The sequence below is a fragment of the Cupriavidus sp. CP313 genome, assembly GCF_054072015.1.
On the sequence record NZ_JBSVZB010000007.1, the window covers coordinates 18,077 to 32,693 of the forward strand.

At 68.2% G+C, this 14,617-nt stretch carries 14 protein-coding genes; 5 read left to right on the forward strand and 9 right to left on the reverse strand.

The genetic code is table 11. From position 1 onward, the window contains the following. Nucleotides 1-21: 21 nt before the first annotated feature. The 4 genes from cobO to ACW4E8_RS12235 are packed head-to-tail and all read right to left on the reverse strand — an operon-like array spanning nt 22 to nt 4,426. Nucleotides 22-654, reverse strand: coding sequence for a cob(I)yrinic acid a,c-diamide adenosyltransferase (cobO, locus tag ACW4E8_RS12220; protein WP_456804760.1), 633 nt, complete (start codon nt 652-654; stop codon nt 22-24). Beyond that, a complete protein-coding gene (locus tag ACW4E8_RS12225; RefSeq protein ID WP_456804761.1) occupies nt 651-1,490 on the reverse strand; it encodes an ABC transporter ATP-binding protein in 840 nt (279 codons plus the stop codon). Before ACW4E8_RS12225 ends, cobO begins: the two co-directional genes overlap by 4 nt. Continuing rightward, nucleotides 1,487-2,494 carry a FecCD family ABC transporter permease gene (locus ACW4E8_RS12230; RefSeq protein WP_456804762.1) on the reverse strand — a complete coding sequence of 336 codons (1,008 nt, stop codon included), beginning with the start codon at nt 2,492-2,494 and terminating at the stop codon, nt 1,487-1,489. The genes ACW4E8_RS12225 and ACW4E8_RS12230 overlap by 4 nt, the downstream gene beginning before the upstream one ends. 15 nt (nt 2,495-2,509) lie before the next feature. Then, nucleotides 2,510-4,426: a TonB-dependent receptor plug domain-containing protein gene (locus tag ACW4E8_RS12235; RefSeq protein WP_456804763.1), complete on the reverse strand. Its 1,917-nt coding sequence runs from the start codon at nt 4,424-4,426 to the stop codon at nt 2,510-2,512. Nucleotides 4,427-5,008: 582 nt separating this feature from the next. Between ACW4E8_RS12235 and ACW4E8_RS12240 the strand changes: the two genes are divergently transcribed. From ACW4E8_RS12240 to ACW4E8_RS12260, 5 genes are all read left to right on the forward strand, one after another. Next, complete coding sequence (locus tag ACW4E8_RS12240) at nt 5,009-5,329, forward strand: hypothetical protein (protein WP_456804764.1); 321 nt, start codon at nt 5,009-5,011, stop codon at nt 5,327-5,329. Further along, a complete protein-coding gene (locus ACW4E8_RS12245) occupies nt 5,326-5,658 on the forward strand; it encodes a cell division protein ZapA (RefSeq protein WP_456804765.1) in 333 nt (110 codons plus the stop codon). Before ACW4E8_RS12240 ends, ACW4E8_RS12245 begins: the two co-directional genes overlap by 4 nt. A 565-nt stretch (nt 5,659-6,223) precedes the next feature. After that, nucleotides 6,224-6,706, forward strand: a complete 483-nt coding sequence (locus tag ACW4E8_RS12250) for an EVE domain-containing protein (RefSeq protein WP_456804766.1) — start codon at nt 6,224-6,226, stop codon at nt 6,704-6,706. 52 nt (nt 6,707-6,758) lie between these two features. Then, a complete protein-coding gene (locus ACW4E8_RS12255; protein WP_456804767.1) occupies nt 6,759-7,583 on the forward strand; it encodes a sulfite exporter TauE/SafE family protein in 825 nt (274 codons plus the stop codon). 114 nt (nt 7,584-7,697) lie between these two features. Beyond that, complete coding sequence (locus ACW4E8_RS12260) at nt 7,698-8,396, forward strand: SIMPL domain-containing protein (RefSeq protein WP_316151244.1); 699 nt, start codon at nt 7,698-7,700, stop codon at nt 8,394-8,396. Between the two features lie 48 nt (nt 8,397-8,444). Here ACW4E8_RS12260 and ACW4E8_RS12265 read toward each other — a convergent pair whose 3' ends face one another. The 5 genes from ACW4E8_RS12265 to ACW4E8_RS12285 form a co-directional block, all read right to left on the reverse strand. Continuing rightward, on the reverse strand, nt 8,445-9,998 hold the full coding sequence (locus tag ACW4E8_RS12265; RefSeq protein ID WP_456804768.1) for a malonate--CoA ligase: 1,554 nt from the start codon (nt 9,996-9,998) through the stop codon (nt 8,445-8,447). Nucleotides 9,999-10,068: 70 nt separating this feature from the next. Beyond that, nucleotides 10,069-10,851: an enoyl-CoA hydratase/isomerase family protein gene (locus ACW4E8_RS12270; RefSeq protein ID WP_456804769.1), complete on the reverse strand. Its 783-nt coding sequence runs from the start codon at nt 10,849-10,851 to the stop codon at nt 10,069-10,071. A gap of 44 nt (nt 10,852-10,895) precedes the next feature. Beyond that, nucleotides 10,896-11,909, reverse strand: a complete 1,014-nt coding sequence (locus tag ACW4E8_RS12275) for a Bug family tripartite tricarboxylate transporter substrate binding protein (RefSeq protein WP_035823532.1) — start codon at nt 11,907-11,909, stop codon at nt 10,896-10,898. Between the two features lie 148 nt (nt 11,910-12,057). Next, on the reverse strand, nt 12,058-13,533 hold the full coding sequence (locus ACW4E8_RS12280; RefSeq protein ID WP_456804770.1) for a malonyl-CoA decarboxylase domain-containing protein: 1,476 nt from the start codon (nt 13,531-13,533) through the stop codon (nt 12,058-12,060). Between the two features lie 68 nt (nt 13,534-13,601). Next, entirely contained in the window at nt 13,602-14,321 is a 720-nt protein-coding gene (locus ACW4E8_RS12285; protein ID WP_456804771.1) for a GntR family transcriptional regulator, read from the reverse strand. Nucleotides 14,322-14,617 lie beyond the last annotated feature (296 nt).

Below are 14,617 nucleotides of genomic sequence, written 5' to 3' on the forward strand. Positions count from 1 at the left end.
TTGTATTCCAAAGAGATGCGGCTACATTTCAACGCCGCGCTGCGCCTTGATGCCCTGCTGGAAGGCATGCTTGACCGGCGTCATGTCGGTGACGGTGTCGGCCGCCTCCACCAGCGCCGGCGGCGCGCCGCGGCCGGTGATGACCACGTGCTGCATCGGCGGGCGCGCGCGCAGGTCGGCAATGACCTGCTCCACATCAAGATAGTGCAGCTTGAGCGCGATGTTCAGTTCATCGAACAGCACCAGGCCGATGCCGGGGTCGCGCAGCATGCCGCGCGCCACTTCCCAGGCAGCCTCGGCCTTGGCCACGTCGCGGGCGCGGTCCTGCGTTTCCCAGGTATAGCCCTCGCCCATCACGTGGAAAGCGCACTCGTCCGGGAAGCGGCGCAAGAACATCTCCTCGCCGGTGGGCTGCGCGCCCTTGATGAACTGGACCACGCCGGTGCGCATGCCGTGGCCGAGCGCGCGCACCACCATGCCGAAGCCCGAGCTGGACTTGCCCTTGCCATTGCCGGTGGTGATGACGATCACGCCGCGCTCATCCTGCGCGGCGGCAATCTTGGCGTCGACGACTTCTTTCTTGCGCTCCATGCGCGCCTTGTGGCGGGCATCGCGGTCCGGGTCTTCTGCAGGCGGGTTCTGGGTATCAGTCATGACGTGTGTCGGGTGTGGGTGGGGGCGGCGCCGTCGGGAATCAGCGCAGTATGCGCGCCGTCGGTGACGCTGACGATGGCGGTTCGCAGCGCGCGCGAGCAGTGTTCAGGGGTCAGCACCTGGGCGGCAGTGCCATGCAGCGTAGTGCCGTCTTCTGCCATCAGCAGGGCGTGGGTGGCGTAGCGCAGCGCCAGCGTCAGGTCGTGCAGGATCACCACGATGGCGTGGCGCCCGGCCCGGGCCAGCGCGGCCAGCTGTTCCAGCACCAGGATCTGGTGGCGCAGGTCCAGGTGCGAGACCGGTTCGTCCAGCAGCAGCAGCGGCGCCTGCTGCGCCAGCGCCGCGGCCAGCGAGGCGCGCTGGCGCTCGCCGCCGGACAGGGTCAGCACATCGCGCGCGGCCAGCGCTTCAATATCCATCGCGCGGATCACTTCGTGCACGATGCGGTCGTCTTCGCGCCCGGTCCAGCCCCAGCCGGACAGGTGCGGATGCCGCCCCACGCGCACGGCATCCTGCACCGACATCGAGAAGGTGTCATGCACGGCCTGCGGCAGGTAGGCGCGCTGGCGCGCCAGCACCGCCGGCGCGATCTGCGCCGCCGCGGTGCCGTCGATCTCTGCGCTGCCGCCATCGGCGTGGCGCAGGCCGGCCAGCACCGTCATCAGCGTGGACTTGCCGGCACCGTTGGGCCCGGCAATGCACCACAGCTGCCCAGGGCCGATGGTCATCGTCAGGCTATCCACCAGCACGCGCTGGCCGGTGCGCAGCCGCACATCGCGCAGCGCAAGCTGCGGACAGGCGGTGAGCGGATGGGACCAGTGCGGGCTTTGGCTCATCGCGGCCTCCGCAGCAGCAGGTAGAGGAAGGTCGGCACGCCCAGCAGCCCGGTGATCACGCCTACCGGCAGCTGCGCGGGCGCAATCACGGTGCGTGCGATCAGGTCGGCGGCCATCAGCAGCGCGCCGCCCAGCAGCGTGGCGGCCGGCAGCAGCAGGCGCTGGTCGTTGCCCCACGCCAGCCGCACCAGGTGCGGCACCACCAGCCCGACAAAGCCGATCGAGCCGGCCGTGGTGATGGCCGCGGCAATGCACAGCGACGCCAGCAGGAAGGTCGCCAGCCGCACGCGGCCCACGCGCACGCCCAGCGACTGCGCCACGGTCTCGCCCAGCAGCATCACGTTGAGCGCGCGCGCCATCGGCATGGCCAGCAGCAGCGCCACCACCAGCATGGCCAGCGCGCCGCCGTAGGCGGCGGTGCCGCTCAGGTCGCCGGTCAGCCAGAACAGCATGCCGCGCAGGCGCGACTCCGGCGCAATGGAAAGGATCAGGGTAATGACCGCACCCCAGCCTGCGGCCAGGATCACGCCGGTCAGCAACAGCCGGGCGCCCGCCTCGCGGTGGCCGCCCTGCACCTGCGGATGCAGCAGGTCGCGCCGCGCCAGCGACGCCACCAGCACCATCGCCGCCAGTGCACCGATGGCGGCGGCGGCCTGCACGCCCCACCACGGCGCCAGCAGCAGCATGGCCAGCAGCGCGGCAGTGGAGGCGCCGCCCGACACGCCCAGCACATAGGGCTCGGCCAGCGGGTTGCGCAGCAGCACCTGCATCAGCGCGCCGGACAGGGCCAGCAGCCCGCCGCAGGCAAACGCCGCTGCCGCGCGCGGCAGCCGCAGTTCACGCACGATCGCTCCGGCGGTGCCGGTGTCGGTACCGCTGAGCGCAAGCCAGAGCTCGCGCGCATCGAGCGACACGCTGCCCAGCGCCAGCGACAACGCGAACGCCAGCAGCGCCGCGAGCGCCAGCACCAGCCAGATCGCCAGGGCGCGCCGGAACTCAGACATGGCGCGCCCGTGCGCTCATCGCTGGCGCCAGCCCAGCGTGATGAAGCCCGCGCGTCCCTGCGTGTTGTAGGGGTAGGCGAGCTGGTAATCCTTGTCGAACAGGTTTTCGACGCGGGCGGCGATGAACCATTGCTTGTCGATGTTGTAGCGGGCGTTCAGGTTGACGATACCGTATCCGCCCAGCCGGCGCGAGCCGGCATCCATGCGCGACGACGACACCAGCCATTCGCCGCCGAAGCGCCAGTTGCCGAAGTCACGGCCCACGTCCAGCGCGGCATGGCGGCGCGCGCGGCGCAGCAGCTGGGTGTTGGTCTGCTCGTCGACCGGGTTCTGGAAGGTCACGCTGGCGCCGAAGTCGGTGCCGTAGACGCTGGCGCGCCACGAGGCCTCGATGCCCTGCACCTTGGCCTTGTTGACGTTCTGCGCCAGGAACAGGCCGCTGGGCTGCAGCGCCGACACGATCAGGTCGTCGTAGCGCGTCTCGAAGGCGGTCACGCGCAGCAGGCCGGCGCTGGCGGTGGCGTACTGCACGCCGGCCTCGACCGACTTGGCACGTTCCGGCTGCAGGTTCGGCTGGCCGAAGTTGGGGAAGTACAGCTCGTTGAAGGTCGGCGCGCGGAAGGCATTGCTGACACTGGCGATCAGCTTGAGCGCATCGGTCACGTAGTAGCCGTAGCCGGCGCGGAAGCTGCCCTGGTTGCCGAAGTCGGAATAGTGGTCGTTGCGCGCGTTGAGCTGCAACTGGTGCTTGCCGATGCGCCCGTCATAGCCGCCGAACACCGAGAACACATTGCGCGTGGGCGCGCCGTAGGCGCTGGAGTCCAGCTCCTGCTGCAGGTAGTCGGTGCCGAACAGCAGCGTGTGGTTGGCGGCCAGCGCATACTCGTTCTGCCAGTTGAACTGGCGGTTGCGGGTATTGAAGGTGCCGTTGGGCCTGCCGTTGAGGAAGGTGTCGCTGCGGTCCTCGCTCTGCGACAGCTTGAAATGGGTGGACCAGTCCGCCCCCACCTTGCCGTTGACGAAGGCCGACAGCGTGTACAGCTCGCTGTTGGTCCGGTTGTCGTCGGTCGGGCGGCCGAAGGCGCTGTCGAACGACAGCTTGCTCTTCGAGTAATAGCCGGTGAAGCCCGCGTCCCAGTTCGGCGCGAAGCGGTGCTTGACCTGGCCCGACACGCTCTGGTTCTCGTACGGGTTGTCGTTGGGATTGGCGCGCGGCGCCTGCTTCGTGTTGATCGACGAGAAGCCGTCGGTCTTGAATGCCGAGCCGGTCAGGTTGAACGAGGTATCGCCGACCTGGCCGCCATAGCCAACCGTGCCCTGGCGCGTATTGTTGCTGCCATACTCCACCGCCGCATTGGCCGCCGGGGCCTGCCCGGCGCCGCTCTTGGTGAAGATCTGAACCACGCCGCCGATCGCATCCGAGCCGTACAGCGCCGACACGTTGCCGCGCACGATTTCGATATGGTCGATCTGGTCGGGCAGGATATTGGCCAGCTGCGCGGTGCCGCTGCTCGCGGACGATACCCGCACGCCGTCGATCAGGATCAGCGTCTGGTTGGAGTTGGCGCCGCGCATGAACAGCGTGGTGTTGGTGCCCATGCCGCCGTTGGCCGAGAATTCCACGCCGGCCTGGTTGCGCAGCAGCGTGCGCAGGTCGGGCGCCTGCGAGTTGACGATGTCCTGCTGCGTCACCACCGTGGTGTGAGGCAGCGCCTCGGTGATGGCTTGCGCGGTACGGGTGGAAGTGACCACCACCGGCGCGAGCTGCGTGGTGCGGCTGTCGGGGCGGCTCTCGGTGCCGCTGTCGGCCGCTTGCGCGAACGACGTGGCCGGAACCAGGGTGAACGAGGCGATGGCCGCCAGGATGGCGGGCACGGACGGACGCACCGCCGGGGTTGCCGGGCGGGTCGACCTGTGGAGCGATGAACGCATGATGCAGGACTGGATAGGAACGGCCGGGCCCGTTCCCCCGCGGACCATATGGCGATGAGGCGTGCCGCGCACGGGCGGCAGCCCGCGTTCAGGCCGGTATCCGGGCTGGCGACACTGGGCCGGCGCCTTCCCGAACCTGCGGTTCAGTGGCGTGTGGCCGGTCCTGCGGTGCATGTGGCCGGGAATGGGATCCGGCCTTGCCAGCGGCGTTGCCGGCAGGCTGGCTGTCGGCGATGTCGGGGTCTGGCAGATGCGCACCGCGGTCGCTTACCGTTGCGGGGGCAGCACAGGTTGGCCTGTCCGGCGCGCAGCCGGCCCGGCTCCCTGTTTCCCGTTGAACTACCCTTTCGCCAGGGACGAAAAGGGCGAGCACCTGGAACGTGCGCGAGTCTAGGGCGTTTCGCCCCCCGCGTCAACGCGGCTGCCAGTAGTGTTTTGTCACAACTCTGCTGGCGTTTTGGGTGCAGAAGCCTGCAACTTCCACGCGGGTGGCCAGTCACAAACCCTTTCCTCCGCATTGTGCAAGCCGGCGCATCGGCTAGAATCGCGATACCTGACACTTCTCCCATCATGACAGGCCCTATGCTCACCGAACTCGAACAACTGGCCGCCAAGATCGGGCGCGTGCTGCACCATGCGGACACCCTGGCGGCGGAGAACCAGCGGCTGCGCGACGAGATCGCCCGGCTGGAGGGCGAAGCCGTGCAGTTGCGCGGCGAGCGCGAGGCCATGGCCGCCGACCGCGAACTGCTCAATATCAAGATCGAGGAAGCGCAACTGCGCATCCAGTCCATCCTTGACAAGCTGCCGACCGCCAGCGACACGCGCCAGCTCGACCTGCTGGGCGAAGAGGCTGCGGCGCAGGACGCCGAGCCGCACAAGGCCCCCGGAGAACACGCATGAGCAACAAGCAAGTCGAAGTCAATATCGCCGGCCAGCCCTACCGCTTTGCCATCGCGCCCGAGAACGAGGCCGCGCTGCTTGAAGCCGTGGCCCTGGTCGACACGCAGATGAACAAGCTGCGCAACGGCATCGCGGCCAAGGGCGTGGAGCGCGTGGCCGTGATGGCCGCGATCAGCATCGCCTCGGACCTGCTGAACCTGCAGCGCAAGCAGCAAGCCGATGGCGCGATCCCGGTGGACGCCATCCGCGCGCGCATCCGCGAGCTCAACGAGCGCGCCGACGAGGCCCTGCGGCAATATGCGCACGTGGGCACCGGTACGCGCGGCTGAGCGATGAAAGTGGGATGTGCTGCGGATGCCGCGCTGTCGCGCAAAATGTAACGATACGCGCGAGTGGACTTGGTATGCCCTGCAACGCGGTGTATAGTGTAGCCAGACTGCACGAGGCACCACAGATGTGCAGCGACAGGCTAGGTTATCGCGCCCGGCCGCCGTTCTCATCCCATCCTAGTCAGAAACGGCAAACGTCTGACATCCCGCACGCGGATCCGGTTTTCCGGGCACGATGATGCGCCTGGAGAGTCAGACGTTTGACAGTTTCCCTGCCTGGTTCGTGAGGGTCATAACTCCTTGAACCGATATGCATGCATGGTGCGGGATCATGTCGCGTGGGCGAGCGCGTCATCGCATTCATAGTCTGGGCCTGGCCTGGACTCCCTGAGTGGATGATGTACCCGAAATGCGACTTCCGCAGCCACTCTGAACCTCACTTGGGTTCAGGATGCCGACCCAGCGGCCAAGGCGGGGACCCCCTAAAAAGGCGGTGGTTTTCTGAACCATCGCCTTTTTTCTTGCCTGCTTTTTCCTTGCAGGCCTTCCATTCCTGAGCTGCGCCGTGAGCCCGAACCAGAACCAACGCGCCCGCCAGTACTGGCTGATGAAATCAGAACCGGAAGAAGCCAGCATCGACGACCTGGCCCGGGAAGGCACGCTGCCCTGGACCGGCGTGCGCAACTACCAGGCGCGCAACTTCATGCGCGACGCCATGCAGATCGGCGACGGCGTGCTGTTCTACCACTCGTCGTGCCCGGAGCCCGGCATTGCCGGCCTGGCCGAGGTCTGCTCAGTACCCTACCCCGACCCCACCCAGTTCGACCGCAAGAGCCCATACCATGACGCCGCGTCCAAGGCCGACGCGCCGCGCTGGCTGCTGGTCGACGTGCGCTTCGAACGCAAGAGCGCGCTGATCCCGCTGGCCGCCTTGCGCGAACATGAGGAACTGGCCGACATGGTGGTGCTACGTCGCGGCAACCGGCTGTCGATCACGCCGGTGACGCCGGCCGAATGGCGCTTCATCACCGGCAAGCTGATGCGCTGAACCCTGCCCGGCAGGCCCGGGCAAGGCTGATAACAACAACCCTGAAGACACGATGCAGTTCGACAACCTGCCGGTGCTGGTTCCTGCCCTGCTTGCCCTGGGCGCTTTCACCGGCTTCTGCGCCGGGCTGCTCGGCGTGGGCGGCGGCATGATGATGGTGCCCTTCCTGACGCTGCTGTTCACCAGCCTGGGCTTTGCCGACGAGGCCATCGTCCATATGGCGATCGCCACCTCGATGGGCACCATCCTGTTCACCTCATTGTCGTCCGTGCGTGCACACCACAAGCGCGGCGCGGTGCGCTGGCCGATCGTGCTGGCGCTGGCGCCGGGCATCGTGCTCGGCGGCATGATCGGCGGCGGCAAGGTGTTCGCGGCGCTCAAGACCAGCTGGCTGTCGCTGGCCTTTGCCGGCTTCGTCGGGTTTTCCGCGCTGCAGATGCTGCGCAACCGTCGCCCCAAGCCCGGCCGGCAGCTGCCCGGATTTGCCGGCATGGCGGGCGCGGGCGGCGTGATCGGCTTCCTGTCCAGCCTGGTTGGCGCGGGCGGCGCCTTTGTCTCGGTGCCGTTCATGGCCTGGTGCAACGTGCCGATCCACAACGCGGTGGCCACCTCGGCCGCGCTCGGCTTCCCGATCGCCGCGGCCAGCGTGGCCGGCTATGTCTGGAGCGGCTGGCAGATGCCGGGGCTGCCGGCGGGATCGCTCGGCTATCTCTACCTGCCGGCCCTGCTGGTGATCGCCGCGGCCAGCGTGATGACCGCGCCGCTGGGCGCGCGCACCGCGCACCGGATGGATGTGGGCCAGTTGCGCAAGGTCTTTGCCGTGCTGCTGCTGTGCCTGGCAAGCTATATGTTGTGGAAGGCCTGGCAGGCATTCTGACCCGGACGGGGGAGGCGCGCCCGCGCCGGCTTCGCAACAATCGTTTGCAATCTCGCGGAACGATCGGGCACCCGTTCACGTCTGATACCCATCACGTTTGAACGGGAGAACAACATGAAACAATGGCTTGCCGCCACCCTGCTGGGCACCACCGCTATCGTCGCCTCGGCGCACGGTGGCCCCACTGAAACGCCGTCGGGCGTGCTGTCGCTGAGCGCGCAGGCCGTCACCGAAGTGCCGACCGATATCGTGCACCTGACGCTTGCCGCGGAGCAGGAAGGCGCTGAACCGGCCGCGATTTCCTCGGGCCTGTCGACCCGGACGCAGGCCGTCATCACGCAGGCGCGCCGCGTCCAGGGCGTGACCGCCGAGTCGGGCGGCTTCACCATCCACCCGAACACCGACCGCAACGGCCGCATCAGCACCTGGCGCGGGCGTTCCGAAGTCATCCTGAAGTCGCGCGATTTCTCGGCCGTGTCCAAGCTCGCTGGCGAGCTGGCCAGCCAGATGCAGGTGCAGAACATCGCCTTCTCGCTGTCGCGCGAAGCGCGCGAGGCCGCCGAAGCCAAGCTGGCCGAGCAGGCCATCGCCTCGTTCCGCAGCAAGGCGCAGTCGACCACCAAGCTGTTCGGCTACAACAGCTACACCATCCGCGAAGTCAGCCTGAATGAAACCGGCGTGGTGCCGCCGATGCCGCGCATGTACGGTGCTGCCAAGGCCATGATGGCCGACGCTGCGGTGCCGGTGCCGGTTGAGGGCGGCAAGACGCAGGTGACGGTGTCGGTCAACGGCTCCGTGCAGATGCTGAAGTAAGACAGCCGCGCCCTGCGCCATCGCGCAGGGCGCTGGCCATCACGGCGCTCAGAGCGTCGCGAACTGCTCGCGCAGCACGTTCTTCTGCACCTTGCCCATGGTATTGCGCGGCAGCTCGTCCACCACGTGCACGCGCTTGGGCACCTTGAAGTTGGCGATGCGGCCCTTGAGCGTGCCGATCAGCGCCGCTTCGTCGATTTCCGCACCCGGCTTGCGCACCACCACCGCCACCACGGCCTCGCCGAAATCCGCGTGCGGCACGCCGATCACGGCGCTCTCGGCCACGCCCGGCATCTCGTCGATAAAGCTCTCGATTTCCTTCGGGTAGACGTTGTAGCCGCCCGAGATGATCAGGTCCTTGCTGCGTCCGACGATGGTCAGGTAGTTGTCCGGCACCACGCGCTCGCCCGACTGGCTGACAATGGCGCCGCCGAAGCGGCCGACGTCGCCGGTCTTGAACCAGCCGTCCTCCGTGAACTCTTCCCTGGTCTTCTCCGGCATGCGCCAGTAGCCCTTGAACACGTTCGGGCCCTGGACCTCGACATTGCCGATCTCGCCCGGTGCGCACGGCTGGCCCTCGCCATCGACCACGCGCACCGCTACCCCCGGCAGCGGCATGCCGACGGTGCCGCCGATGCGCTCGCCCAGCGCGGCATCGTACGGGTTGGACACCAGCATCACGGTCTCGCTCATGCCGTAGCGTTCCAGGATGGTATGGCCGGTGCGCTCGCGGAAGGCGTCGAAGGTCTCCAGCAGCAGCGGCGCCGAGCCGGACACGAACAGCCGCATGCGGCGGCAGGTGTCGTCGTCGAAGCGCGGCTCCTGCAGCATGCGCACGTAGTAGGTCGGCACGCCCATCATCACCGTGCAGCGCGGCAGGAATTTCAGCACCTGCGCCATGTCCAGCCTGGGCGCCCAGATCATCTTGGCGCCGGCCAGCAGCGCGCCGTGCGAAGCCACGAACAGGCCGTGCACGTGGAACATCGGCAGCATGTGCAGCAGCACGTCGTCGCTGCGCCAGCCCCAGAATTCATGCAGCGTCTGCGCATTGGAGGCCAGGTTGCGGTGCGTCAGCATCGCGCCCTTGCTGCGGCCGGTGGTGCCAGAGGTGTAGAGAATGGCGGCAAGGTCGTCATCCTGGCGTGCGACCGTCTCGAAGGCATCTGACTTGCCCGCCGCGCGCGACAGCAGCGAGCCGCTGCGGTCGTCGTCCAGCGTAAAGACGTGGTTGACGCCGTGGCGGAACGCCACCTTGGACACCCAGCCGAAATTCTTGCTGCTGCACACCACCACCGACGGCTCGGCATTGCCGACGAAGTAGTCGATCTCTGCCTCCTGGTAAGCGGTGTTCAGCGGCAGGTAGACGTAGCCGGCGCGCAGCGTGGCCAGGTACAGGAACAGCGCTTCGGGGGACTTCTCCACCTGCACCGCCACGCGTGCGCCTTCGGGCAGGTGCAGCGAGGCCAGCAGGCTGGCGAGCTTGGCGGTGGCGCGGTCAAGGTCGTCCCAGCTGTAGTACAGCCCGTCACGCGTCTCGATGCAGCAGGCGGTGCGGTCGGCGGGGAAGCGGGATTCGAACAGGGCGAACAGGTTGGCGTTCATGTCGGGGATCGAACGAAAGGCTAAGGAAAACGAAGAAAACGTGTGGAAGCAGTCATCATGGCGGCGTGCCCTACTCCCCACGGAACTGCGGTGGCCGGCGCGCGAGGAAGGCGGCCACCCCTTCCGCGTGGTCCGCACCTTCGGCGTAGGCAAAATGCGCGTCCAGCTCAGCGGGCGACAGCGGTGCCGGCAGCGGCGCCAGCCGGCGGATGGTGGCCTTGTTGATGCGGGCGGCGACGGGCGCGCCGGCGGCAATGCGGCGCACCGTGGCCTCGACCTCCGCGGCCAGCGCGCCGGGCTCGACCACGCGGGTCAGCAGCCCTTTGTCGCGCGCCTCGGCGGCGTCGAAGACCCGGCCTTCCAGCAGGATCTCCAGCGCGGCGGCGCGGCCCGCCAGCGCCAGCAGGCCCTGCAGCTCGCCGGGCGCCATCGGGAAGCCCAGGCGGTTGATCGGCACGCCGAAGCGGCTGTCCGACGCGGCCATGCGCAGGTCGCAGTGGCAGGCGATTTCCAGCCCGCCGCCCACGCATACGCCTTCGATCATGGCCACGGTGGGGTGCGTGCATTGCGCCACCGCCGCCAGTGCCGGCGCGATGGTGGCCATGTGGTAGTGGCGCACCGCGGCCTCGTCGGCGCGCTCTGCCGGGAACTCGGCGATGTCGGCGCCGGCGGCAAAGTTGCCGTCGGCACCGCGCACCACCACGCAGCGCAGCGAGGTATCGGCGGACAGGCGTGCAAAGCCCGCCGCCAGCTCGCGCCACATCTGCGCGGAAATGGCGTTGAGCTTGCCCGCGTGCGACAGCGTCACGGTGGCGGTGGTGCCCTGCGTGGCAAACAATACGGTGCCGCTCATCGCCGCGCCCCCTTGCATCGGATCAGCGTTGACATGGCGCCCCGTCAGTCGATCTTGGCGCCGGACTGCTGCACCACCTGCGCCCAGCGGCGAATCTCGGCGTGCTGGAACTGCGCGAACTGCTCCTGCGTAAACGCCGGCGTCTCGGAGCCGTTGTTAAGCCATACCTGCTTGAGCTCCGGCGAGTTCAGCGCCTTCTCGGTCTCTGCATACAGGCGGTCGACGATCTCCTTGGGCGTGCCCTTGGGCACCCACATCGCATACCAGGTCGACACGTCATAGTTGGGCACGCCCGCCTCGGCCGCGGTCGGCACGTTGGGGAACGCCGCCGAGCGCTTGCTTGAAGCCACCGCCAGCGCCTTGATGCGGCCCGCGCGGATATGCTGCGCCGACGAGCCCAGGCCGTCGAACATCAGGTCGACCTGGCCCGCGATCAGGTCGGACAGCGCCGGGCCCGCGCCCTTGTAGGGGATGTGGGTGATGAAGGTCTTGGTCTGGAGCTTGAACAGCTCGCCCGCCAGGTGGTGCGACGAGCCGTTGCCGGCCGAACCGTAGTTCAGCTTGCCGGGATTGGCCTTGGCGTAGGCAATCAGCTCCTGCAGCGTGTTGGCCTTGACGCGGTTGGGATTGACCACCACCACTTGCGGCGGCTGCGCGATCACCGTGACCGGGATGAAGTCCTTCTCGATGTCGTAGTCCAGCTTCTTGTAGAACGACGGGGCAATCGCGTGGTGCGCGCCGCCGATGAACACCGTATAGCCGTCCGGCGCGGCCTTGGCCGCAATGCTGGCACCGACCGTGCCGCCGGCGCCGCCGCGGTTGTCGATCACGAACTGCTTGCCGAGCTGCTTGGACAACTGCGCGGTCAGCGGCCGTGCAAAGGCGTCGGTGCCGCCGCCGGCGGGAAACGGCACGATCACGGTGACGGGCTTGGACGGCCAGGTGTCGGCATGCGCGGCGGGTGCGGCGAGCATTGCGCCGGCGCCGAGGCCGGCCAGGCCCAGGGCCACGCCCGTTGCCCGCGCGCACGCGGCCAGGCTGAACTGACGACGATTCATTGCTTGTCTCCTCTCTCTTCTGCGGAAAGTCAATCTGATGGCCGCGCGACACCGCCGCGGCGTGAAGTTACTGCTCAGGTCCCGACAAGAAAACGCGGCGCGCTAGGCGCCGCGGGTGCGGGGGGCGACCCCCGTGACCAGACCAGGGTCACAGCAGCTTCCCGACGCTACGGCTCATGCGCGGGTTGCCGGCGCCCAGGCGTGCCAGATTGTCATCCAGCGCCTCAGGCACGTAAAGATAGTTGACCATCATGCCGCAGCTCTGGCTGCGGCCTTTGCGCGACAGGTCGGCGCCCCAGTTCAGCCGCTCCACGCAGGCCCCGTTGCCCAGGTGGAAGCGCGCCACCGGGTCGGCCGGCATCGACTGGTTGCGTTCGCGCACCAGGAAATGCGCGCCCAGGGTCATGGCGGTATCGCGGATCACGGTATCGGCGGCATCCGGCACCAGCGCCTCCAGCCACCCTGCGCCGTCCGCGGGCGCCTTGCCGTGGCGCTCGCTCCAGCGCGCCAGGCGCTTGTCGCCCAGCACGCGCGCAATGGCATCGCCATCCTGCTTGCGCAGCCAGTCGGCAAACCCGGGGATCGGCGAGAGCGTGGCGAACTGATTCACTTTTGGGAATTCACGCTGGACCTCCTCGATCACACGCTTGAGCAGGAAGTTGCCGAAGCTCACGCCGCGCAGGCCCGCCTGCGTATTGCTGATCGAATAGAAAATGGCCCACTTGACGCGACGCAAGTCTTCCAGCGGCGCGGCTTCATCCAGCAATGTATGGACATTGGCCGCCATCTCCGGCGCGAATGCCACCTCGACGAAGATCAGCGGCTCGCGCGGGATGCGCGGGTGGAAGAACGCATAGCAGCGGCGGTCGGAATCGAGGCGGTTGCGCAGGTCGGTCCATGAGGCGATCTCATGCACGGCCTCGTAGCGGATCAGCTTTTCCAGCAGCGATGCCGGCGAATCCCACGTGATCGGCTGCAGTTCCAGCAGGCCCACGTCGAACCAGTTGGAAAACAGCGCCTCGAGGTCGTCGTCAAGCGGGCGCAGGCCCGGCATGCGGCGCTGCCAGCGCAGCATGTCGGCGCGCAGCTGGATCAGGAAGTGCAGGCCGCAGGCGCTGCTGCCGCGCTGGCCATGCAGCGCGGCCAGCCGCTTGAAGAAGCGGATGCGCGCATTGGACAGGGCCTGGGCCAGGCCCGAAGGCGCGGCCTGCGCGCGGGCGGCGCGCGCGCCCTTGTCGCCGTCGGCCCCGGCGTCTTCGCTGCCCTTGCTGCCGCTACTGCTGGCGACTTCGGCCAGCACCGCCAGCATGCCGCGCCGGGTGGCCTCGCCGGCGGCTTCATACTCGGCCTGCCACGCCTGCGCGGCGGCATTGGCGGCGCCATCGGTCAGGCGCGCGTCGAAGCAAAGCCGCAGCTGCTCGCGCTGGCGGCGCACCGCGCGCGGCGGCAGCGGCGCCTCGCCGTCGGCCGGCGTGGCGGCGGCGGCCTTGGGGCTGGCCTTGGCGTCGCCCTCGCCCTTGCGTCCCCACCAGCGGCCCAGCCGCGACAGAAACTTCGAACCTGCCGGCTCGCTCTCGCCCAGCGGCGCACTGATCTTCTGGTCACCCGTGTCGAAGGAATTCATGCGGTACCTGCCTTGATGCATCGATCGGAACGTGGGGAAAACATCGGACTAGGGTTGCGGCGCCGCGGCTACTCCTCGCCGCCGGCCACGCGCAGCACCGGTGGCGCGCGCACGGCCTGGGTCTCGGCCGCCCCGGCGGTGGCACCGGCATCCAGCGTCTTGAGCGCCGCGCGCTGGCGCAGCAGGTGGGTCTTCATCATCGCCTCGGCGCCTTCGGGGTCGCGGGCCTTGAGCGCGGCGAACACGGACAGGTGCTCGGTGCAGGATTCCTGGATCCGGCCCGGCAGCTTCAGGCTCTTGTGGCGCGACAGCCGCAGCACCTTGCGCAGGTCGCTGATCAGGCCCGACAGCCAGCGGTTGCCGGCCAGCCGCTGGATCGATTCGTGGATCTGGAAGTTGGTTTCGTAGTAGGCGTCGATTTCGCCCGCCTGCGCGTAGCGCGCCAGGTCGGCATGCAGGCCGTCCAGCGCATCCAGGTCGGCGCGCGTGGCGTTGCGCGCGGCCTCGTAGGCGCAGCGCCCTTCCAGCAGTGCCATCAGCGGGAAGATCTCGTCCAGGTCCTGCTCGGACAGTTCATTGACGAAGCAGCCGCGGCGCGGCTCCAGCCGCACCAGGCCTTCGGCGGCCAGCACCTTGAGCGCTTCGCGCAGCGGCGTGCGCGAGATGCCCAGCGTTTCGGCCATCGCGCTCTCGTCGATCCATGCACCGGGCACCAGCGTATGCGCGTCGATCATGGCGCGCAGCCGGTCTGCCACTTCCAGGTACAACGCCTGCTGGACGATGCGCATGCTTCCCCCGGGTCGGATGGCGTGACCGATGCGTCCCGGTCACGGTCTGGCATCGCCCAGCGCAGATGCGCCCCGCTAGCCATAATTCATAATTATGGATTAGGACGCGAACGATACAAGGGATTTCGATGCTGCGCTGCAAACAAGCTGGAGCGATTGAGTCTGGTGGATGACCGGCGAGGTGCGGTCTGTGGGGTGCGGCGTGGGGTGCGGCGTGGGGTGCGGCGTGGGGTGCGGCGTGGGGTGCGATATGAGGTGCGGCGGGCGTTTCCATGCCTCCCTGCAAGGAAACGCCC

Coding starts and splice junctions, on each gene's coding strand:
- cobO (WP_456804760.1), bottom strand. CDS start 654: ATGACTGATACCCAGAACCCGCCTGCAGAAGACCCGGACCGCGATGCC.
- ACW4E8_RS12225 (WP_456804761.1), bottom strand. CDS start 1,490: ATGAGCCAAAGCCCGCACTGGTCCCATCCGCTCACCGCCTGTCCGCAG.
- ACW4E8_RS12230 (WP_456804762.1), bottom strand. CDS start 2,494: ATGTCTGAGTTCCGGCGCGCCCTGGCGATCTGGCTGGTGCTGGCGCTC.
- ACW4E8_RS12235 (WP_456804763.1), bottom strand. CDS start 4,426: ATGCGTTCATCGCTCCACAGGTCGACCCGCCCGGCAACCCCGGCGGTG.
- ACW4E8_RS12240 (WP_456804764.1), top strand. CDS start 5,009: ATGCTCACCGAACTCGAACAACTGGCCGCCAAGATCGGGCGCGTGCTG.
- ACW4E8_RS12245 (WP_456804765.1), top strand. CDS start 5,326: ATGAGCAACAAGCAAGTCGAAGTCAATATCGCCGGCCAGCCCTACCGC.
- ACW4E8_RS12255 (WP_456804767.1), top strand. CDS start 6,759: ATGCAGTTCGACAACCTGCCGGTGCTGGTTCCTGCCCTGCTTGCCCTG.
- ACW4E8_RS12260 (WP_316151244.1), top strand. CDS start 7,698: ATGAAACAATGGCTTGCCGCCACCCTGCTGGGCACCACCGCTATCGTC.
- ACW4E8_RS12265 (WP_456804768.1), bottom strand. CDS start 9,998: ATGAACGCCAACCTGTTCGCCCTGTTCGAATCCCGCTTCCCCGCCGAC.
- ACW4E8_RS12270 (WP_456804769.1), bottom strand. CDS start 10,851: ATGAGCGGCACCGTATTGTTTGCCACGCAGGGCACCACCGCCACCGTG.
- ACW4E8_RS12275 (WP_035823532.1), bottom strand. CDS start 11,909: ATGAATCGTCGTCAGTTCAGCCTGGCCGCGTGCGCGCGGGCAACGGGC.
- ACW4E8_RS12280 (WP_456804770.1), bottom strand. CDS start 13,533: ATGAATTCCTTCGACACGGGTGACCAGAAGATCAGTGCGCCGCTGGGC.
- ACW4E8_RS12285 (WP_456804771.1), bottom strand. CDS start 14,321: ATGCGCATCGTCCAGCAGGCGTTGTACCTGGAAGTGGCAGACCGGCTG.